Here is a 20,759-nt window from a genome sequence, read left to right on the forward strand (position 1 = left end):
CCGAGGCGCCCGGGGCTCAGCCCTGCTTCTTGAGGCGGCTCGTCATGCGCGCGCGGGCGTTCGCATCGAGCTCCACCTTGCGGATGCGGACGACCTCGGGGGTGACCTCGACGCACTCGTCCTCGCGGGCGAACTCGAGGCACTCCTCGAGCGTCAGCTGACGCGACGGCGTCATCGACTCGAAGGTGTCGGAGGTGGACTGACGCATGTTGGTCAGCTTCTTCTCCTTGGTGATGTTCACGTCCATGTCGTCGTTGCGCGAGTTCTCGCCGATCACCATGCCCTCGTAGACCTCCTCGGTGGGGTTCACGAAGAAGGTCATCCGCTCCTGGAGCGCGATGATGGCGAACGGGGTCACGACGCCGTTGCGGTCCGCGACGATCGACCCGTTGTTGCGGGTGACGATCGCGCCGGCCCACGGCTCGTAGCCGTGCAGGATCGCGTTCGCGATGCCGGTGCCGCGCGTGGTGGTGAGGAACTCGGTGCGGAAGCCGATCAGGCCGCGCGACGGAACGATGAACTCCATGCGGACCCAGCCGGTGCCGTGGTTCGACATGCCGTCCATGCGGCCCTTGCGGGCGGCGAGGAGCTGCGTGATCGCACCGAGGTACTCCTCCGGGGCGTCGATCGTGAGGTGCTCGAAGGGCTCGTGCGTCTTGCCGTCGACCTGGCGGGTGACCACCTGGGGCTTGCCGACGGTCAGCTCGTAGCCCTCGCGGCGCATCTGCTCGACGAGGATGGCCAGCGCGAGCTCGCCGCGGCCCTGGACCTCCCACGAGTCGGGGCGTCCGATGTCGACGATCTTGAGCGACACGTTTCCGATGAGCTCGCGGTCGAGGCGGTCCTTGACCATGCGCGCCGTGAGCTTGTGGCCCTTCACCTTGCCGACGAGCGGCGAGGTGTTGGTGCCGATCGTCATCGAGATCGCCGGGTCGTCGACCGTGATGGCCGGCAGCGGGCGGATGTCCTCGGGGTCGGCGATGGTCTCGCCGATGGTGATCTCGGGGAAGCCCGCGATCGCGACGATGTCGCCGGGGCCCGCGGACTCGGCCGGGTAGCGGTCGAGCGCCTTGGTGATCAGCAGCTCGGTGATGCGCGCGTTGGTGTGGGTGCCGTCGTGGTGGACCCAGGCGACCGTCTGCCCCTTCTTGATCGTGCCGTTGAAGACGCGGAGGAGGGCGAGGCGGCCGAGGAACGGCGACGCGTCGAGGTTGGTGACGTGGGCCTGGAGGGGCGCGTCGTCGTCGTAGGTCGGCGCGGGGATGTGCTTGAGGATCGCCTCGAACAGCGGCTCCAGGTCCTCGGCGTCCGGCAGCGTGCCGTCCTCGGGCTTGTTCGCCGAGGCGCGGCCGGCCTTGCCGGAGGCGTAGACCACGGGGACGTCGAGGATCGCGTCGAGGTCGAGGTCCGGCACGTCGTCGGCCATGTCCGAGGCGAGGCCGAGGAGCAGGTCCTGGCTCTCGGCGACGACCTCGTCGATGCGCGCGTCGGGGCGGTCGGTCTTGTTGACCAGGAGGATGACGGGGAGCTTCGCCTCGAGCGCCTTGCGCAGCACGAAGCGGGTCTGGGGCAGCGGGCCCTCGGACGCGTCGACGAGGAGGCAGACGCCGTCGACCATCGACAGGCCGCGCTCGACCTCGCCGCCGAAGTCGGCGTGGCCCGGGGTGTCGATGACGTTGATGGTGATGGGACCGTCGCTCGCGTGCTTGCCGCTGTACGAGACAGCGGTGTTCTTCGCGAGGATCGTGATGCCCTTCTCGCGCTCGAGCTCGTTGGAGTCCATCGCGCGCTCGTCCACGTGGGCGTGCGCGTCGAAGGAGTTCGTCTGCTTGAGCATGGCGTCGACCAGCGTGGTCTTGCCATGGTCGACGTGGGCGACGATCGCGACGTTGCGCAGGTCGGAGCGGGTGGCACTTGCCATGGATACGGACTCGTCTCGTGTTCTCGTGCAAAAGGGGGACCATCCATCGTACCGCAGCGAGGCGTCCGCACGGCGAAGGGCCCCGGATCCCCGCTCCGGAGGGCTCCGAGGAGCGCTCCAGGCGGGGCCGGGGCCCAGGTGACGGTCGGTCAGACCGCGAACTCGATGCCGGCGCCGGGGATGGCGTCGAGCAGCTCGCGGGTGTACTCCTGCTGCGGCGAGTCGAACACGGTGTCCGTCGGGGCGTGCTCGACGATCCTGCCCTTCTGCATCACGCAGACGTCGTCGGCGATCACGCGGACCACCGCCAGGTCGTGCGTGATGAACAGGTAGGTCAGCCCGAGCTCGGCCTGCAGGTCGGCGAGGAGGCGGAGGATCTGCGCCTGGACGAGGACGTCCAGAGCCGACACGGCCTCGTCGAGCACCACGATCTCCGGCTTCAGCGCGAGCGCGCGGGCGATCGCCACGCGCTGGCGCTGGCCGCCGGAGAGCTCGTTCGGGTACCGGCTCGCGATCACGCGCGGGAGGGACACCTGGTCGAGCAGCTCGAGGACGCGCTCGCGCTGCGACGTCCGGTCGCCGACCTTGTGCACCCGCAGCGGCTCCGAGATGGTGTTGCCGATGTTGTGCAGCGGGTCGAGCGAGCCGTACGGGTCCTGGAACACCGGCTGCATGGAGCGCCGGAGCGCCAGCATGTCGCGGCCCTTGAGCTTCTCGGTCCGTCGGCCGGCGATCGAGATCGCGCCGGACGTCGCCGTCTCGAGGCCCAGCACCAGGCGGGCGATCGTCGACTTGCCCGATCCGGACTCGCCCACGAGCGCCGTGGTGGTGCCCTTCGGGATCGAGAACGACACGTTGTCGACGGCGGTGAAGTCCTCGGCCTTCAGGCCGCCGCGGCGGATCTTGAAGACCTTCGTGAGGCCGTCGACCTCGATCATCGGGGCGCCCGAGGCGACCGCGCCGGCGTGGTGCGCGGCGCCCGCGCCGACCAGGTCGACCTCGCGCACGGCCTCCGACTCGCCGGGGACCGACTCCACGGCCCGGCCGGCCGTCGACTGGATGCGGCGCGACGCGAGGCTGGGCGCCGCCGCGATCAGGCGCTGCGTGTAGGGGTGCTGCGGGTTCTGCAGCACCTCCACCGAGGCGCCGGACTCGACGATGCGGCCCTTGTACATGACGATGAGCTTCTCGGCGCGCTCGGCCGCGAGGCCCAGGTCGTGCGTGATGAAGAGCAGCGCGGTGCCGTCGGTCTTCGTCAGCGTCTCGAGGTGGTCGAGGATCCGGCGCTGGACCGTGACGTCGAGCGCCGAGGTGGGCTCGTCGGCGATCAGCAGCTGGGGAGCCGCGGCCAGGCCGATGCCGATCAGCACGCGCTGGCGCATGCCGCCCGAGAACTGGTGCGGGAACTGCTTGAGGCGCTTCTCCGCGTCGGCGAGGCCCGCGTTCTGCAGGACCTCGATCGCCTTGGCGCGCACCTCCTTGCGACCGGTCGCGAGGCCGTTGGCCTTGATGGTCTCCTCGACCTGGAAGCCGACCGACCACACGGGGTTCAGGTTCGACATCGGGTCCTGCGGGACGTAGCCGATCCGGCGGCCGCGGATGTCCTCGAGCTCGGCCCTCGTCGCCTTCGCGAGGTCCTTGCCGTCGAACAGCACGGAGCCGGCGGTGACCTGGCCGGTGCCGGGGAGCAGGCCGATGATCGCGGCGGCGGTCGTCGACTTGCCGGAGCCCGACTCCCCCACGATCGCGACGGTCTGGCCGTGCTCGATCGTGAGGCTCACGCCGCGGAGGGCGGGGACCAGTCCGCTGCCGGTCTGGAAGCCGACCTCGAGGTCGGTGACCTCGAGCAGCGGCCCCTGCGGTGCGTTCGGTGTCGTGGCGGTCATCGGAGGGCCCTCGCCTTCGGGTCGAGCGCGTCGCGGAGCGACTCGCCGAGGAGGATGAAGCTCAGCACCGTGACCGTCAGGGCGATCGACGGGTAGATCAGCGTCTGCGGGTTGGTGCGCAGATCGCGCTGGGCCTGGCTGATGTCGTTGCCCCACGACATGACCGAGCCGGGCAGGCCGACGCCGAGGAACGACAGCGTCGCCTCCGCGGTGATGGCCGCGCCGAGCGAGATCGTCGTGACGACGATGACGGGGGCGATCGAGTTCGGCAGCACGTGCCGGAACAGGATCGCCATGCGCGAGAGGCCGGTCGCGGTGGCGGCGCCGACGAAGTCGGCCTGCTTCACGCGGAGGACCTCGGAGCGCAGGACGCGCGCCGTCGTCGGCCAGGCGAACGCGCCGATCGCCAGGGCGATGACGAACACGTTCCGGTAGGCCGAGAAGACGGACATGATGACGACCGCGGCGAGGATGTAGGGGATCGAGAAGAAGATGTCGCCGAGGCGCATGATCACGGTGTCGACCCAGCCGCCGAAGAAGCCGGCCAGAGCGCCGCCGATGACGCCGGAGACCGTCGTGATCACGATCACGATGAGGCCGACGGTCAGCGACGTGGACGTGCCGTGGATGATCCGCGAGAAGACGTCGCACCCCTGCTTGGTGTAGCCGAGCAGGCTGCCGTCGCCGGGGCCCTGGTTGCTGAACGAGAGCGCGCACTGGCGGGGGTCCACCGAGGTGAACAGGCCCGGGAACAGCGCGACGGCGATGATGACGAGGATCAGGACGCCCGAGATCCAGAACATGGGCCGCTTGCGCAGGTCGCGCCACGCGTCGGTCCAGAGGTTGCTGGGCTTCTCGTCGAGGCTGACGGCGTCGACCGACGCGATCGGCGTCTCCTCGAGCGGGGCCACGAAGTGGTCGATGCGGCGGGCCTTCTGCGCGCCGCCGGTGGACTCATTTGGCATAGCGGATCCTCGGGTCGAGTACGGCGTAGAGCAGGTCGACGAGGATGTTCACCACGAGGTAGAACAGCACCATGACCGTGACGAAGGAGACGACGGTCGGCCGCTCACCTCGGATGATCGCCTGATAGAGCGTGTTCCCGACTCCGGGAACGTTGAAGATGCCCTCGGTCACGGTCGCGCCGACGATCAGGAGGCCGAAGTCGGCTCCGAACTGCGTCGTGACCGGGATGAGCGAGTTGCGCAGGACGTGCACGGGGATGACGCGGCGTCGCGAGAGCCCCTTGCTGTACGCGGTGCGGACGAAGTCCGAGCCGGCCGTCTCGATGACCGAGCCGCGCGTGAGGCGGATGGCCGAGGCGACCACGAAGAGGGCGAGCACGATCGCGGGCAGCAGCAGCCTCTGGAACGACGCGTCGGCTCCGACGGTCGGAGGGAACCATCCCAGCTGGATCGCGAAGAAGGACTGCGCGATGAAGCAGAGCACGAAGATCGGCACCGACACGAGCAGGAGGCTGACGACCAGCGCGCTCGCGTCGAAGAAGCTGCCCTTGCGCAGACCGCTGATGAGACCGATGGTCAGCGCGACGACGATCTCGATGACGATCGCCATCATGGCGAGCGTCAGGGTGACCGGGAAGGTGCGGGCGAGGATCTCGTTGACGGACTGGCCGGAGAACGAGATGCCGAAGTCGCCGCGGACGACGCCTCCCAGGTAGTACAAGTACTGGACGAAGAAGGGCTCGTTCAGGTGGTACTGCTCCTCGAGGCGGGCGAGGAGTGCGGGGCTCGGCGTCTTGTCGCCGAAGAGCGACAGAAGCGGGTTCCCCGGCATGGAGAAGACCATGAAGTAGATGAGGAACGTGGTGCCGATGAGCACGGGGACGGCTTGCAGGATGCGTCGGACGATGTAGGCGAGCATGTCAGCCCAGCCGGTTCCGGAGTCGCATGGATGGGGACCTCATTCGATTGTGACCGAAACAGGGCGCTCCGCCCGTGCCGTGACCTGGTGGCCGACGGCACGGGCGAAGCGCCCCAGTGGTTCGAGCTTAGTTCTTGGTGATCTCGTAGTAGAGCGGCACCGAGTTCCAGCCGAACTCGACGTTCGACACGCCCTCGCCGTAGCCGCCGGTCACGTTCGCGTACCACAGGGGCAGCGACGGGAGGTCCTTCAGGAGGATCTCCTGGGCCTGCTGGAACGTCTTGTTCGCAGCGTCGGCGTCGGCGTCCGACAGGCCCTGCTGGAGGAGGGTGTCGAACTCGGGGTTCGAGTAGTCGCCGTCGTTGGACGAGGCGCCGGTCACGTAGAGCGGTCCGAGGAAGTTGTAGAGGCTCGGGTAGTCGGCCTGCCATCCGGTGCGGAACGCGGTCTCGATCGAGCGGTCGACGATCTTGGTGCGCGCCTCGGCGAAGGTCGGGTACGCGTCGCCCTCGGCGTCGATGCCCAGCGTGTTCTTGATCGAGTTGGTCACCGCGTCGACCCAGCCCTGGTGGCCGCCGTCGGCGTTGTAGGCGATCTTGAAGGTGCCGTCCCAGGGGCTGATCGCGTCGGCCTGAGCCCACAGCGCCTTGGCCTCGTCGGGGTTGTACTCGAGCACGTCGGCGCCGGAGAGGGCGTCGCTGTAGCCGTCGATCACCGGGGAGGTGAAGTCGGAGGCCGGGGTGCGGGTGCCCTCGAAGATCACGTCGGTGATCTCCTTGCGGTCGAAGGACATCGAGATCGCCTGGCGGCGGAGCTGGCCCTCCTCGCCGTCGAAGTGCGGGAGACGGCCCGGGATGGTGAAGGACTGGAACACGGCCGAGGGCTGGTTCACGGCGCGGTCGCCGAGGTCGCTCTCGAAGGTGCCGAAGGCGGAGTCCGGGATCTGGTCGATCACGTCGACGTTGCCGCCGAGGAGGTCGGCGTAGGAGGCGTCCTGGGTGGCGTAGAAGACGATCTTCAGGCCGCCGTTCTGGGCCTCGCGGGGGCCGGTGTACTCGTCGTTCTTGACGAGCTCGATCTGGACGTCGTGCTGCCACGCGTCGTCGCCGTCGAGCTTGTACGGGCCGTTGCCGATCGGGTTCTCACCGAAGGCGGCCATGTCGTCGAACGCGGCGGCGGGCAGCGGGTAGTACGCCGAGTAGCCGAGGCTGATCGGGAAGTCCGACTGCGGGGACTTGAGCGCGACGGTGAAGGTGGTGTCGTCCACGGCCTTGAGGCCGGTGAGCTCGCTGTCCTCGGTGTCGCTGAAGCCCTCGAAGTTCGAGAAGAACGACGCGCTGAGCTGGTTGTTCGACAGCTTGGCGCCGTAGTTCCAGGCGTCGATGAACGAGCTGGAGGTGACCGGGTCGCCGTTCGTGAAGGTCAGGCCCGACTTGATCGTGATCGTGTAGTTCTGCGCGTCGTCCGACTCGATGGACTCGGCGACGTCGTTCTCGGGGGCGCCCTTGGCGTCGTAGTAGACCAGGCCCGCGAAGATCTCGTCGAGGATCTTGCCGCCGCCCACCTCGTTGGTGTTCGTCGGGATCAGCGGGTTCTGCGGCTCGGAGCCGTTCGTGGAGATGATCGCGGCGGCGTCGCCTCCCGATGCACCTCCGCCCGAGTCGTTCGAGCTGCTGCAGCCGGCCAGGACCAGCGTGCTCGCGGCGACGAGCGCCAGAGCCCCGAATCCGTAACGTCTGATGTTCACTATTCCTCCAGTGATGTGGGGGCGCGCGAGAAGTGGTTTCCCTGACGCGTGGAGTGCCGTGCGCGTGGCGACGGCGGCGGCGCACGAGACTGGTGGCCGTCGCGCGGATGCCTTCAACGAGACTATGTATTCGCCCGCTATCTGCACAAAAGCATGTGGCAACCGTTACACAGCGGTAACCGGGAGGTGGAATCCTTGCGCTGTTCTGCACGAAACGTGCGTACCGGGCGGCCGTCGCGCAACACATCGACTTCAGAGGAGACGCACGGAGTGTCCACCGACCTGTCAGGATCCGCGCCCGGACGGCGCCGGATCCGCATCGAGATCCTGCTGGTCCTCGGGCTCTCGCTGGGCGCCTCCGCGGTCTACTCGGTGGTCTCCATCGCCAACCGGCTCACCCGCTCGACCGCACTGGCCGACCAGACCGCGACGATCAACGGCGCCCTCAGCGACCGCCCGGGCTTCGACCTCGTCTACCAGCTGCTCGCGCTCTTCTTCGACCTGGTGCCGGTGGCGCTCTGCGCGTTCCTGCTCTGGCAGAGCTCGGGCCGTCCGCTCGGGCGCCTGGGGCTCGACCTGCGCCGGCCGTTCGCGGACCTGGGGACCGGGACCGTCCTCGCGGTGGCGATCGGCGCGCCGGGCATCGCGCTGTACGCCGTCGGACGCGCGCTGGGCATCACCGTGGCGGTGGTGGCCTCGCCGCTGGACGCGTACTGGTGGACGGTGCCGGTGCTCGTGCTCTCCGCGATCCGGGCGGGAGTGCAGGAGGAGGTCGTCGTGATCGGGTACCTCTTCGCCCGCCTGGGCGATCTGGGCTGGGGGCGATGGCGGATCCTGGTGACCAGTGCGCTGCTCCGGGGCAGCTACCACCTGTACCAGGGCATCGGGCCCTTCATCGGGAACGTGGTCATGGGCCTGGTGTTCGGACTGTTCTACCAGCGCTTCGGCCGCACCCTGCCCCTGGTGATCGCCCACTCGATCATCGACATCGTCTCGTTCGTCGGCTACCCGCTGGCCGTCGCCCTCTGGCCCGAGCTGTTCGCGCCGCCGGCTCCGCGGACGTGACGTCGGACCGATCCCATCCGAGGAGCCGCAGGACCGCGCCGCGGCTCTCCACTGCCGCGGCATGACGCCCGCACGGTGGAGCCGCTCGCTCGTCGCTACTCCGTCGAGCCCTGCCTGCCAGCACCTCCACCACGCGTTCCCCACGGTCGGGCTCCCTCGTGCATCGGAGTCGCCGTGCGCCGTTCCCCCCGGATCGGGAGAACTGCGCCCCACTCCGCGCCTGTGCGGGACCGACGGTGTCCGCAGCCGAGGGTGGGAGATGACAGGACGGGCTCGAGGCTCCGTTCCTGCTCTCTCACCCTCGGTTGCGGACGAGCGCGTGCGGGCGGATCAGGCGAAGGCCTCGATGGGCGGGCAGGCGCAGACGAGGTTGCGGTCGCCGTAGGCCTGGTCGATCCGGCGGACCGGCGGCCAGTACTTGCCGCGCACCAGCGAGCGGACCGGGTAGACGGCCTGCTCGCGGCTGTAGGGGTGCGTCCACTCCTCGGCCGTCAGGCACTCCGCGGTGTGCGGGGCGCCGCGCAGCGGGTTGTCGTCCACCGGCCACTCCCCCGCGCCGACGCGGTCGGCCTCGGCCCGGATCCCGATCATCGCGTCGATGAAGCGGTCGATCTCGGCGAGGTCCTCGCTCTCCGTCGGCTCGACCATCAGGGTCCCGGCGACGGGGAAGCTCATGGTCGGGGCGTGGAAGCCGTAGTCGACGAGGCGCTTGGCGACGTCGTCCACGGTCACTCCTGTCGCCGCCGTCAGCGGGCGGATGTCGAGGATGCACTCGTGGGCGACGAGCCCGTTGTCCCCCGTGTAGAGCACCGGGTAGTGCTCGCGGAGGCGCGCGGCGACGTAGTTGGCCGAGAGGACGGCCGCCCCGGTCGCGGCACGCAGGCCCTCCTCGCCCATCATCCGGGCGTACGCCCACGAGATCGGCAGGATGCCGGGGCTGCCGTAGGGAGCTGCCGACACCGGTGCGCCGCCGTGGACGATCCGCTCGCCCTGCGTGCCCACGCCGTGCTCGAGCCGCTGCGCGAGCGGGTGGCCGGGCAGGAACGGCGCGAGGTGCGCCTTCGCGGCGACGGGACCGACGCCGGGACCGCCTCCGCCGTGCGGGATGCAGAACGTCTTGTGCAGGTTGAGGTGCGAGACGTCGCCGCCGAAGTCTCCGAAGCGGGCGAAGCCGAGGAGCGCGTTGAGGTTCGCGCCGTCCACGTACACCTGTCCGCCGGCCTCGTGGACGAGGCGGCAGATCTCGGCGACCTCGTGCTCGTAGACGCCGTGGGTCGACGGGTAGGTGATCATCAGCGCGGCGAGGGAGCCCGCGTGCTCGGCGATCTTCGCCCGGAGGTCGTCCAGGTCGACGTTGCCGAGCTCGTCGCAGGCCACGACGACGACGCGCATGCCGGCGAGGACCGCGCTCGCGGCGTTGGTGCCGTGGGCGCTCGAGGGGATCAGGCAGACCGTGCGGTCCTCGTCGCCGTTCGACCGGTGCCAGCCGCGGATCGCCAGCAGGCCCGCGAGCTCGCCCTGCGAGCCGGCGTTGGGCTGGAGCGACACGGAGTCGTAGCCCGTGAGGTGGGCGAGCCACCCCTCCAGCTGGTCGATCAGCGCCAGCGAGCCCTGCACGTCCGCCTCGGGGGCGAACGGGTGCAGGTCCGCGAACTCGGGCCAGCTGACCGCCTCCATCTCGGTGGCGGCGTTGAGCTTCATGGTGCAGGAGCCGAGCGGGATCATGCCGCGGTCCAGCGCGTAGTCCGAGTCGGCGAGGCGCTTGAGGTAGCGCATCATCGAGGTCTCGCTGTGGTGGCTGCTGAAGACCGGGTGCACGAGGAACGGCGTGCGGCGGTCGAGCTCGGCGGGGATGCTCCGCGCGGAGCCGCTGAGGAAGCCGAACGACGAGTCCAGCTGCCCGACGGCGGTCGCGACGGCGATCACCTCGAGGTCGGTGACCGTCTCGTCGATCGACACCGAGACCGTGTCTGCGTCGACCAGGCGCACGTCGAAGCCGGCCTGGCGGGCGCGGGCGACCGCCGCCTCCGCGCCGCCGGGCACGACGACCGAGACGGTGTCGAAGAAGTCGGCGTGCCGGAGGGAGTGGCCCCGGTCGAGGAGGAGGCGCGCGAGGAGCGCGGCCCGGCCGTGCACGCGCTCGGCGATCGCGGCGAGCCCGTCCGGCCCGTGGTAGACCGCGTACATCGCCGCCATGACCGCCAGGAGGACCTGCGCGGTGCAGATGTTCGAGGTCGCCTTCTCACGGCGGATGTGCTGCTCGCGGGCCTGGAGGGACAGGCGGTAGGCGGGGTGGCCGTCCGCGTCCTGGCTGACGCCGACGAGGCGGCCGGGCAGCTGGCGCTCGAGTCCCTTGCGGACGGCGAGGTAGCCGGCGTGCGGCCCTCCGAAGCCCAGCGGGACGCCGAAGCGCTGCGTGGTGCCGACCGCGACGTCCGCGCCGAGCTCGCCCGGCGAGCGCACCAGGGTCAGCGCGAGCAGGTCGGCGGCGACGACCGCCAAGCCTCCGTGGGCCTTCGCCGCGGCGAGCACCGCCGACGGGTCCCAGAGGTGCCCGGACGCGCCGGGGTACTGCACGAGGGCGCCGAAGCACTCCGGCACCTCCTCCGCGGCGGTGCGCGAGAGCGGGAGCTCGACGATGCGGATGCCGACGGCCTCCGCGCGGCCGCGCAGCAGCGCGAGGGTCTGCGGGAGAGCGTCGGAGTCGACGACGAAGACGTCGGTGCGCGCCTTCGAGGCGCGGCGCGCGAGCAGCATCGCCTCGACGACGGCCGTGCCCTCGTCGAGCATCGACGCGCCGGCCGTGTCGAGGCCGGTGAGGTCGGAGACCATCGTCTGGAAGTCGATCAGCGCCTCCAGGCGCCCCTGCGAGATCTCGGGCTGGTACGGGGTGTAGGCCGTGTACCAGCTGGGGTTCTCGAGCACGTTGCGCTTGATCACGGCGGGGGTGTGCGTGCCGTAGTAGCCGAGGCCGATCATCGGCCGACGCACCGTGTTCCTCGCGGCGAGGGCGCGCAGCTCGGCGAGCGCCTCCGTCTCGGTGGCCGGAGCGGGCAGCACCTGCGGGAGGTCGCGGACGTGGATCGACTCGGGGACGGCGGCGGTGACGAGCTCCTCCACGGAGTCGTACCCGAGAGCCGCGAGCATGGTGCGCTGCGCGTCGGCGTCGGTCCCGATGTGGCGGGACTCGAAGGCGCCGGGGGTCCTGGTGGCCGCCATCTACTCGCCGACCAGCTCGGTGTAGGCGGCGGAGTCGAGGAGGCCGTCGGGCAGGGCGTCGAAGCGGACCCGGATCAGCCACCCCTCGCCGAACGGGTCGGAGTTGACGAGCTCGGGGCTGTCGACGACGGCCGTGTTGGTCTCGAGGACCTCGCCGTCGACGGGGGCGAACAGCTCGCCCACCGACTTGGTCGACTCGATCTCGCCGACGACGCTGCCGCCCTCGACGCGGGCTCCCGCCTCGGGGAGCTCGACGAAGACGACGTCGCCCAGCTTGTCCGCGGCGTAGGCGGTGATGCCGACGGTCGCGACCTCTCCGTCGACCCGGATCCACTCGTGGTCGGAGGTGTACTGCAGCTCGGTGCGCACGGCCATGTCAGTTCTTCTTTCTCGAGTAGAAGGGGAGCTCGGTGACGGTCATCGGGAGGCGCGTGCCGCGGATGTCGACGGCGAGCGCCGTCCCGGGCTGCGCGGAGGCGGGGGCGACGTAGGCCATCGCGATCGGGACGCCCAGGGTCGGCGAGAGGACGCCGCTGGTGACCACTCCGACCTCGTCGTCGCCGGAGAGGACGGTGTAGTCGGCACGGGCGGCGCGGCGGCCCTCGCCGACGAGCCCGACGAGCACGGGAGCGTCTCCGGAGGGACCCTCCTCGCTGGCCGCGCGGCCGACGAAGTCGATCGGCTTCCCGAAGGCGACGACGCGGCCGAGGCCGGCCTGTGCGGGGAAGACGTCGCGGGAGAGTTCGTGGCCGTAGAGCGGCATGCCCGCCTCGAGGCGGAGGGTGTCGCGGGCGGCGAGGCCGGCGGGGACGAGGCCCGCTCCGGCGCCGGTCTCGGCGAGAGCCTGCCAGAGCGTGGGAGCGGAGTCGGGCGAGACGTAGATCTCGAAGCCGTCCTCGCCTGTGTACCCGGTGCGCGCGATCAGGATCGGGTGCGCCTCGAAGGTCGCGGGCACGGCGCGGTAGTAGCGCAGCTCCGCGAGCAGGCGGGCGGCGTCGTCCGTGTCGAGCACCGACTCCGCTCCCCGCTCGGTCTCGACGGCGAGGCCCTGGACGTTCTGCAGGATCTCGAGCGAGCGCGGGCCCTGCAGCGCGATGAGGGCGACGTCGTCGCTCTCGTCGAACAGCTCGCACTCGAACATCGCGGTGCGGTCGCGGAGCGTCTCGACGACGATGTGCCGGTTGGCCGCGTTCGCGACGACCATGAAGCGGTCCTCGCCCGTGCGGTAGACGACGAGGTCGTCGATCACGCCGCCCGTGCGCTCCAGGAGAAGGGTGTACTTCGCGCGGCCGGCGGCGACGGCCGAGATGTCGCTCGCCAGCGCGTAGTCGAGGGCGTCGACCGCCTCGGGGCCGACGACGAGGATCTCGGCCATGTGCGAGAGGTCGAAGAGGCCGGCGGCGGTGCGCACGGCGTGGTGCTCGGCGAGATCGCCGGAGTAGCGGACCGGCATCTGCCACCCGGCGAAGTCGGTGAAGGACGCGCCGGCGGCGACGTGCACCTCGTGCAGGGGCGAGTAGCGGGCTTCGGGGCTGGTCGTCGGGGTCTCGGACATGAGTTCTCCATTTCGTCGCAGTGCTGGACTCGCGCCGCGTTCGCGGCAGAGCACAGCAGTGCCGTGGGAACTCCCCCTCTGTCGTGGAGCCTGAGAGATTCGCGACGCCCCGAGGGGTCGAGCGCTTTCACCATGGGCGGATCCGAGCGGATCGCTTTCCAGAGTGGCCAGTTCGACGCGGTACAAGACCTGAGAGATTGGCGGGGAGGCTTGCTCCTTCGGTGCCGACCGGAGTCGGCTCTCCCGCGTCGCGTATTGCGGCCCGGTATTCGGTTGTGCGGTCAGCCTAGCGGTGAGGGCGGACCCTGCGCGGCGTGTCGCCTCTTCCGCTAGGCGTTCAGGTGTTCGTGACACTAAGGTGATCCCAGCACTTACAGTCGGTGCGACTCTTAGTAGGGACATCGGATGCCGGACGTGCAGCTCGCCGTGTCGACGGTGATCTTCGCCCTGCGGCCGCACCCGGAGACCGGAGCGAGCACCGTCTGGATCCCCGTCGTCCGGCGCATCCGCGAGCCGTTCGAGGGACTCTGGGCACTGCCCGGCGGACCGCTGCATCCGGACGAGGACCTCGCCGAGTCGGCCCGCCGCACTCTCCGCGAGACCACGGGCCTGGCTCCGCGCTACCTCGAGCAGCTCTACGCCGTCGGCGGCACCGACCGCTCCCCCGGTGAGGACCGCGTCGTGTCGATCGTCTACTGGGCGCTCGTGCGCTCCGCCGAGGCCGACGAGGCCATCGTGGGAGAGAACGTCGCCTGGCTCTGCACCGATCTGCCGCTCGAGCTCGCCTTCGACCACGGACTGATCGTCGACTACGCCCTCTGGCGCCTGCGCAACAAGATGGAGTACTCCCGCATCGCGCAGGCCTTCCTCGGCGGCGCCTTCACCCTGTCCCAGCTGCGGGAGGTCCACGAGGCCGTCCTGCAGAAGCCTCTCGACCCGGCCAACTTCCGCCGGACGATCGAGAGCTCCGGCACCGTGGTGCCCACCGGGGAGCGCCTGACGGGCACCCGCCACCGTCCCCCGCGCCTCTACCGCTACGACGAGTCGGCGGCGCTCGTCGACAACGGCCCGCTGCCCGTCTGAGCGCGCCGCCCGACTCCCCCACCCGCCTCACGAGGAGAACACCGTGACATCCGTCGACAGCACCATCCGGCTCATCGAGGGCGGCTCCGCGCCCGGCGCCACCTGCGCGCCCGAGCTCGCGGAGGCCCCCTGGTCGTTCGACCTCGGCTTGCCCGCCTACGGGCCCGGCGCCTCCCAGGCCGACCCGATCCCGGCCGACGCCCCGGTCCAGGGACGTCTGCCGGAGGAGTACACGACGGCGAGCGCCGACGAGCTGCACCACCGCATCCTCGCGGCGAAGGAGACGCTCGGCGAGCGGGTCGTCGTGCTCGGGCACTTCTACCAGCGGGACGAGGTGGTGCAGTACGCCGACTACGTGGGCGACTCGTTCCAGCTGGCGAAGGCGGCGACGAGCCGGCCCGACGCCGAGGCGATCGTCTTCTGCGGCGTGCACTTCATGGCGGAGACGGCCGACATCCTCTCCGGTCCGGAGCAGGCCGTGATCCTCCCGAACCTGGCGGCCGGCTGCTCGATGGCGGACATGGCCGACATCGACTCCGTCGAGGACGCGTGGGCCGAGCTCACCGAGCTCTACGGCACCGAGCCGGACGCCGACGGCCGCGTGCCGCTCGTCCCGGTCACGTACATGAACTCCTCCGCCGCGCTGAAGGCGTTCTGCGGCCGCAACGGAGGCGTGGTCTGCACCTCCTCGAACGCGGCGACCGTGCTCGAGGACGCGTTCGCGCGCGGGCAGCGGGTGCTGTTCTTCCCCGACCAGCACCTCGGCCGCAACACCGCCAAGGCGATGGGCGTGCCGCTGGAGCGGATGCCGATGTGGAACCCGCGGAAGCCGCAGGGCGGCTCCGACACCGCGACGCTCCTGGACGCGCAGGTGATCCTCTGGCACGGATTCTGCTCGGTGCACAAGCGCTTCACGACGGCCCAGATCGCGAAGGCGCGCGCCGAGCACCCGGGCGTGCGCGTGATCGTGCACCCGGAGTGCCCGATGGCGGTCGTCGACGCGGCCGACGAGTACGGCTCGACCGACTACATCGTGAAGGCGATCCAGGCGGCACCCGCGGGATCGACCTTCGCGATCGGCACCGAGATCAACCTGGTGCAGCGCCTCGCCGTCCAGTACCCGCAGCACACGATCTTCTGCCTCGACGACGTGGTCTGCCCCTGCTCGACCATGTACCGCATCCACCCCGGCTACCTCGCCTGGGTGCTCGAGGGACTGGTCGCGGGGACGGTGCTCAACCGGATCGAGGTCGCGGAGTCGGTGCAGGCCGAGGCGCGCATCGCCCTCGAGCGGATGCTCGCGGCCGTTCCGCCCGCCGGGCCGGCGGCGGTCTGACATGGCGCGGGTCGTCGTCGTCGGCAGCGGCATCGCCGGGCTGGTCGCCGCGCTGACGGCGCAGCGCCGCCACGAGGTGCTGCTCGTCACCAAGGGCGCGCTGGCGGAGTCGTCGACGCGCGCCGCGCAGGGCGGGATCGCCGCGGTCACGGCGCCGGGCGACTCCGTCGCGCTGCACGTGGAGGACACGCTCACCGCCGGTGCGGGCCTCGCCGTGCGCTCGGCGGTCGAGGTGCTCTGCGCCGAGGGGCCGGAGGCGGTCGCGGTGCTGCAGGAGTGGGGCGTCGGCTTCGACCGCGAGGGCGGCGAGCTGGCGCGGGGACTCGAGGGCGCCCACTCGCGTCCGCGGATCCTGCACGCCGGCGGCGACGCGACGGGCGCCGCGATCGAGGCCGCGCTCGTGGCGGCGGTGCGGGCCTCGTCGGTCGAGGTGCGCGAGCACGCCGCCCTGGTCGACCTGGTGCGGGAGGGCGGCTCGGTCACGGGCGCCGACGTCCTGCACGACGGCGTGCTCGAGCGCCTGACGGCCGACGCGGTCGTGCTGGCCACGGGAGGCGCCGGGCAGCTCTACCGGCACACCACCAATCCGTCCGTCGCGACCGGGGACGGGCTGGCCGCCGCACTGCGGGCGGGAGCGGAGACGGCGGACCTGGAGTTCTACCAGTTCCACCCGACCACGCTCGCGCTGCCGGGCGGCTTCCTCGTCTCGGAGGCGGTGCGCGGCGAGGGCGCGGTGCTGCGCGACGCCGCGGGCGAGCGGTTCCTGGTCGGGGTGCACCCCGAGGCCGAGCTGGCGCCGCGCGACGTCGTGGCGCGCGCGATCGCGGAGCGGATGCGGCTGCAGGGCGGGCTGCCCGTGCACCTGGACGCCCGGGCGATCGACCCCGAGGTGCTGGCGAAGAGGTTCCCGACGATCTCGGCGGCCTGCCGCGAGAACGGGCTCTCGCTCGCCGACGACCTGCTGCCCGTGACTCCGGCCGCGCACTACTGGATGGGCGGGATCGCGACCGACCTGGACGGGCGCACCAGCCTCCCCGGGCTGCTCGCAGTGGGCGAGGTCGCCCGCACCGGCGTCCACGGTGCGAACCGCCTCGCCTCCAACAGCCTGCTCGAGGGCGTCGTGTTCGCGCGCCGCGCGGCGCTCGCCCTCGACTCCCTCTCCTGGAGCGGCGGCCCGGTCGCGCCTCCCCGCGCCGTCGTCCCGATGACGCTCGACCGCACCGCTCTCCAGGACGCGATGTGGGCGGGAGCCGGCCTCTCCCGGGACGCGGCGGGGCTCACAGCGGCGCGCGACGCGCTCGTCGCCTCCGCCTCGCCCGCTCCGCTCGGACTGAGGACGCTCGAGGACGCGAACCTGCTGACCTGCGCCCTCGCTCTCATCGACGCCGCGACCGCGCGCACGCACTCCGTCGGCGCCCACCACCGCACCGACTCCCCCGACCCCGCGACGGCGAGCGCCGCCGCCCCCACCAGAGAGGCGGCCCTTCCGTGCTGACCCGCCAGAGCATCGACCGCGTCGTCACCCTCGCCCTCGAGGAGGACGCGCCCTGGGGCGACCTGACCTCCGACACCCTCCTCCCCGCGGACGCCACCGCGAGCGCAGCCCTCGTGGCCCGCGAGCCCGGCGTCTTCAGCGGCGGCGCCGTCCTCGTCGGCACGATGCGGCAGGCCGACTCCCGGATCCGCTGCTCTGTGCTCGTGGAGGACGGCGCGGTCTTCGAGGCCGGGCAGACCCTCGCCCGGATCGAGGGCCCCGCGGGCGGCGTGCTCCGCGGCGAGCGCGTCGCGCTCAACCTCGTGCAGCGGATGAGCGGCATCGCCACCCTGACGGCGCAGTACGTCGCCGCGGTGGAGGGAACGCGCGCCCGCATCGTCGACACCCGCAAGACCACGCCGGGTCTGCGTGCGCTCGAGAGGCACGCCGTCCGCAGCGGCGGCGGCCGCAACCACCGCTTCTCGCTCTCGGACGCGGTGCTGGCTAAAGACAACCACCTCGCGGTGCTCGCCGCGCGCGGGATCGACCTGACCGCGGCCCTGCGGGCCGCGCGCGCCTCGATCCCGCACACGGCGCACCTAGAGGTCGAGGTCGACCGGCTCGACCAGATCGAGCCCGCGCTGGCGGGAGGCGCGGACACGATCATGCTCGACAACTTCACCCCCGAGCTGCTCCGCCAGGGCGTCGCCCTCATCGGCGGGCGGGCCGTGGTCGAGGCGAGCGGCGGCGTCGACCTCACGACCGTGCGCGCGATCGCGGAGGCGGGAGTCGACGTGATCTCCGTCGGCGCGCTCACCCACAGCGTCCGCTCGCTCGACCTCGGCCTGGACATCGCAGTCGAGTGATCTACCTCGACCACGCCGCGACCTCGCCCGTGCGCCGCGAGGTGCTGGAGGCCATGTGGCCGTTCCTCACCGCCGAGTACGGCAATCCGTCGAGCAGCCACTCGCTCGGCGACGCCGCGGCGCGCGCGCTGGAGGCGGCGCGCGCTCACGTGGCCCGCTTCCTCGGCGGCCGCGCCTCCGAGACGCTCTTCACCTCCGGCGGCACGGAGTCGATCAACACGGCGGTCAAGGGCCTCGCGCTGGGATCGCCGCGCGGACGGCACCTGGTGATCTCAGCGCTCGAGCACGAGGCGACCGTCGAGTCGGCCGACCACCTCCGGCGCCTGCACGGCTTCGAGGTGTCGACGGCCCCCGTCGACGCGACCGGCCTGCTCGACCTCGACGCGCTCGCCGCGCTGGTCCGGCCGGACACCGCGCTGGTCTCGGTGATCGCGGCGAGCAACGAGATCGGGACGGTGCAGGACGTTCCGGCGATCGCGGCGCTCTGCCGATCGCGGGGCGTGCCGCTGCACGTGGACGCCGTCCAGGCCGCCGGCTGGCTGGACGTCGCGGGCTGGGGCGCCGACGCGGTCTCGGTCTCGGGGCACAAGCTCGGGGCGCCGAAGGGCGTGGGGGCGCTGCTGCTGCGCAGCCGGCTCCCGTTCGAGCCACTGCTGCACGGCGGCGGCCAGGAGCGGGAGCGGCGCTCGGGCACCGAGAACGTGGCCTTCGCGGTCGCGCTCGGCACCGCGGTGCGCCTGCTCGACCCGGACCGCGCGGCGCGGGTCGGAGCCGTCCGGGACGCGTTCGCCGAGCGGGTCGCGGCCCTGGCGCCCCGGGCCGTGCCGCTGGGCTCCGCGGCGCACCGGCTCCCCTCGATCGCCGCCTACGCCGTCCCCGGGCGCAGCGGCGAGTCGACGCTCCTCGAGCTGGAGGAGCGCGGCGTCGTCGTCTCGAGCGGCTCGGCGTGCGCCGCCGGGCGCGACGAGCCCTCGCCCGCGCTGCTGGCCCTCGGCCTCGACCCCGACGTCGCCCGGACCGCCGTGCGGTTCAGCTTCGGCGAGGGCGCCACGCTCGAGGAGGCCGACGCCGCGTCCTCCGCGCTCTGCGCGGTCCTCGCCTGAGACCGCTCGCAGCGGATCCCCGTCGATCGGGAATGTCCGGGGCGTCCGCCGCTGTTCTCCCTCCGTACCCCGCATCCGCGCCCGCGAGTCGAGCCGTCGATGCGCCCTTCACACCGATCCCCCTCACGACCGGAGAACACCTGTGACCGAGCGCAGCACCCTTCCCGCCGCGCGGCCCGCCGCACCCGCCGCCGCCACGACCCTCGAACCGCGCAGCCGCCTGGTCATCAGCCTCCTGCTGGTGTCGGCGTTCGTCGTGATCCTCAACGAGACGATCATGAGCGTGGCGCTGCCCGACCTCATGCGCGACTTCGACGTCGAGGCGCACGTGGGCCAGTGGCTCTCGACCGCCTTCATGCTCACGATGGCCGTCGTCATCCCGATCACGGGCTACCTGATCCAGCGGCTGCACACCCGCACGCTCTTCGCCGCCGCGATGATCCTCTTCAGCCTCGGCACGCTCACCGCCGCGCTCGCCCCGACCTTCGCGGTCCTCCTGGCGGCCCGCGTGGTGCAGGCCGGCGGCACGGCCATCATGATGCCGCTGCTGATGACGACCGTGATGACGCTGGTGCCCCCGGCGATCCGCGGCCGGATGATGGGCAACATCTCGATCGTCATCTCGGTGGCTCCGGCCGTCGGACCGACGATCTCGGGCGTCATCCTCAACTTCCTCGGCTGGCGCTGGATGTTCTGGATCGTGCTGCCGATCGCGATCGGCGCGCTGCTCCTGGGCCTGCGCAAGGTCGAGAACGTCACCGAGCCCCGCTCCATCCCGATCGACTCGCTCTCGGTCGTCCTCTCGGTCTTCGGCTTCGGCGGCCTCGTCTACGGCCTGTCGAGCCTCGGCGAGGGCGGAGCCGCGGTCGTCGCGCCGTGGATCCCGTTCGTCGTCGCGGGTCTCGGCCTCGCGGGCTTCATCGCGCGCCAGCTGCTGCTGCAGCGCACCGACCGGGCCCTGCTGGACCTCCGGACCTTCTCCTCCGCGAACTTCACCATCGTCATCGCGATGATGGCGGTCAGCATGTCGGCGCTCTTCGGCACCCTGATCCTGCTGCCCCTCTACACGCAGAACGTGCTGGGCCTCACTCCGCTGGAGACCGGGCTGCTCCTGCTCCCCGGCGGCCTGCTGATGGGCCTGCTCGCGCCGTTCGTCGGCCGCGGCTACGACCGCTTCGGCCCGCGCGTGCTGCTCGTGCCCGGCTCGATCGTCGTCGCCGGCGCACTGTGGGGGTACACCCTGCTCGCGGCGGACTCGTCGCCCTGGTTCGTCCTCTCGCTGCACGTCACCCTCAGCCTGGGCCTCGCCTTCGTCTTCACGCCGCTGTTCACCGCCGGCCTCGGCTCGGTGCGCCCCTCGCTCTACTCCCACGGCAGCGCCATCATCGGCACCGTGCAGCAGCTGGGCGGCGCGGCCGGCACGGCGCTGTTCGTCACCGTCCTCTCGATCCGGTCGGCGGAGCTCGCGCAGGGCGGCGCCGACGAGGTCGCCTCCTACGCCGGCGGCATCCACTCCGCGTTCCTGTGGGGCGCGTCGATCGCGACGGTCGCGATCGTGGCCGCGTTCTTCGTCCGCCGCCCGGCGGAGTCGGACGCGCCGCTCCCGATGGCGCACTGAGC

General features: G+C 71.4%; 15 protein-coding genes and 1 riboswitch. Of the genes, 7 read left to right on the forward strand and 8 right to left on the reverse strand.

Annotated elements, in window-relative coordinates:
* Nucleotides 1-16: 16 nt before the first annotated feature.
* The 5 genes from typA to C5C29_RS00850 form a co-directional block, all read right to left on the reverse strand.
* Complete coding sequence (gene typA, locus C5C29_RS00830; RefSeq protein ID WP_104222978.1) at nt 17-1,921, reverse strand: translational GTPase TypA; 1,905 nt, start codon at nt 1,919-1,921, stop codon at nt 17-19.
* Between the two features lie 149 nt (nt 1,922-2,070).
* A complete protein-coding gene (locus C5C29_RS00835) occupies nt 2,071-3,807 on the reverse strand; it encodes an ABC transporter ATP-binding protein (RefSeq protein ID WP_104222977.1) in 1,737 nt (578 codons plus the stop codon).
* A complete protein-coding gene (locus C5C29_RS00840) occupies nt 3,804-4,772 on the reverse strand; it encodes an ABC transporter permease (RefSeq protein WP_104222976.1) in 969 nt (322 codons plus the stop codon). The genes C5C29_RS00835 and C5C29_RS00840 overlap by 4 nt, the downstream gene beginning before the upstream one ends.
* Complete coding sequence (locus C5C29_RS00845) at nt 4,762-5,691, reverse strand: ABC transporter permease (RefSeq protein WP_104222975.1); 930 nt, start codon at nt 5,689-5,691, stop codon at nt 4,762-4,764. Before C5C29_RS00845 ends, C5C29_RS00840 begins: the two co-directional genes overlap by 11 nt.
* A gap of 127 nt (nt 5,692-5,818) precedes the next feature.
* Complete coding sequence (locus tag C5C29_RS00850; protein WP_104222974.1) at nt 5,819-7,438, reverse strand: ABC transporter substrate-binding protein; 1,620 nt, start codon at nt 7,436-7,438, stop codon at nt 5,819-5,821.
* A gap of 270 nt (nt 7,439-7,708) precedes the next feature.
* Here C5C29_RS00850 and C5C29_RS00855 point away from each other — a divergent pair, with 270 nt between their 5' ends.
* Nucleotides 7,709-8,503, forward strand: coding sequence for a CPBP family intramembrane glutamic endopeptidase (locus tag C5C29_RS00855; protein WP_258059269.1), 795 nt, complete (start codon nt 7,709-7,711; stop codon nt 8,501-8,503).
* Nucleotides 8,504-8,833: 330 nt separating this feature from the next.
* Here the strand turns inward: C5C29_RS00855 and gcvP are convergent, their stop codons facing one another.
* The 3 genes from gcvP to gcvT are packed head-to-tail and all read right to left on the reverse strand — an operon-like array spanning nt 8,834 to nt 13,277.
* Nucleotides 8,834-11,722 (reverse strand): aminomethyl-transferring glycine dehydrogenase, encoded by a 2,889-nt coding sequence (gene gcvP, locus C5C29_RS00860; protein WP_104222972.1) that lies wholly within the window; start codon nt 11,720-11,722, stop codon nt 8,834-8,836.
* A complete protein-coding gene (gcvH, locus tag C5C29_RS00865) occupies nt 11,723-12,097 on the reverse strand; it encodes a glycine cleavage system protein GcvH (RefSeq protein WP_104222971.1) in 375 nt (124 codons plus the stop codon).
* 1 nt (nt 12,098) lies between these two features.
* A complete protein-coding gene (gcvT, locus tag C5C29_RS00870; RefSeq protein WP_104222970.1) occupies nt 12,099-13,277 on the reverse strand; it encodes a glycine cleavage system aminomethyltransferase GcvT in 1,179 nt (392 codons plus the stop codon).
* A 168-nt stretch (nt 13,278-13,445) separates the two neighbouring features.
* A riboswitch (glycine riboswitch) is annotated at nt 13,446-13,533 on the reverse strand.
* Between the two features lie 149 nt (nt 13,534-13,682).
* On the opposite strand from gcvT, the gene C5C29_RS00875 reads away from it, so the two are divergent.
* From C5C29_RS00875 to C5C29_RS00900, 6 genes are all read left to right on the forward strand, one after another.
* Nucleotides 13,683-14,360 (forward strand): NUDIX domain-containing protein, encoded by a 678-nt coding sequence (locus C5C29_RS00875; protein ID WP_104222969.1) that lies wholly within the window; start codon nt 13,683-13,685, stop codon nt 14,358-14,360.
* 43 nt (nt 14,361-14,403) lie between these two features.
* Nucleotides 14,404-15,696 (forward strand): quinolinate synthase NadA, encoded by a 1,293-nt coding sequence (gene nadA, locus C5C29_RS00880; protein WP_104222968.1) that lies wholly within the window; start codon nt 14,404-14,406, stop codon nt 15,694-15,696.
* Between the two features lies 1 nt (nt 15,697).
* A complete protein-coding gene (gene nadB / locus C5C29_RS00885) occupies nt 15,698-17,191 on the forward strand; it encodes an L-aspartate oxidase (protein WP_104222967.1) in 1,494 nt (497 codons plus the stop codon).
* On the forward strand, nt 17,185-18,036 hold the full coding sequence (gene nadC / locus C5C29_RS00890) for a carboxylating nicotinate-nucleotide diphosphorylase (RefSeq protein ID WP_104222966.1): 852 nt from the start codon (nt 17,185-17,187) through the stop codon (nt 18,034-18,036). The genes nadB and nadC overlap by 7 nt, the downstream gene beginning before the upstream one ends.
* Nucleotides 18,033-19,139, forward strand: a complete 1,107-nt coding sequence (locus C5C29_RS00895; protein ID WP_104222965.1) for a cysteine desulfurase family protein — start codon at nt 18,033-18,035, stop codon at nt 19,137-19,139. The genes nadC and C5C29_RS00895 overlap by 4 nt, the downstream gene beginning before the upstream one ends.
* A 142-nt stretch (nt 19,140-19,281) precedes the next feature.
* Nucleotides 19,282-20,757 (forward strand): DHA2 family efflux MFS transporter permease subunit, encoded by a 1,476-nt coding sequence (locus tag C5C29_RS00900; RefSeq protein WP_104222964.1) that lies wholly within the window; start codon nt 19,282-19,284, stop codon nt 20,755-20,757.
* The last annotated feature ends 2 nt before the right edge of the window (nt 20,758-20,759 follow it).

This window comes from Rathayibacter sp. AY1H2 (assembly GCF_002931985.1).
GTDB lineage: Bacteria > Actinomycetota > Actinomycetes > Actinomycetales > Microbacteriaceae > Rathayibacter.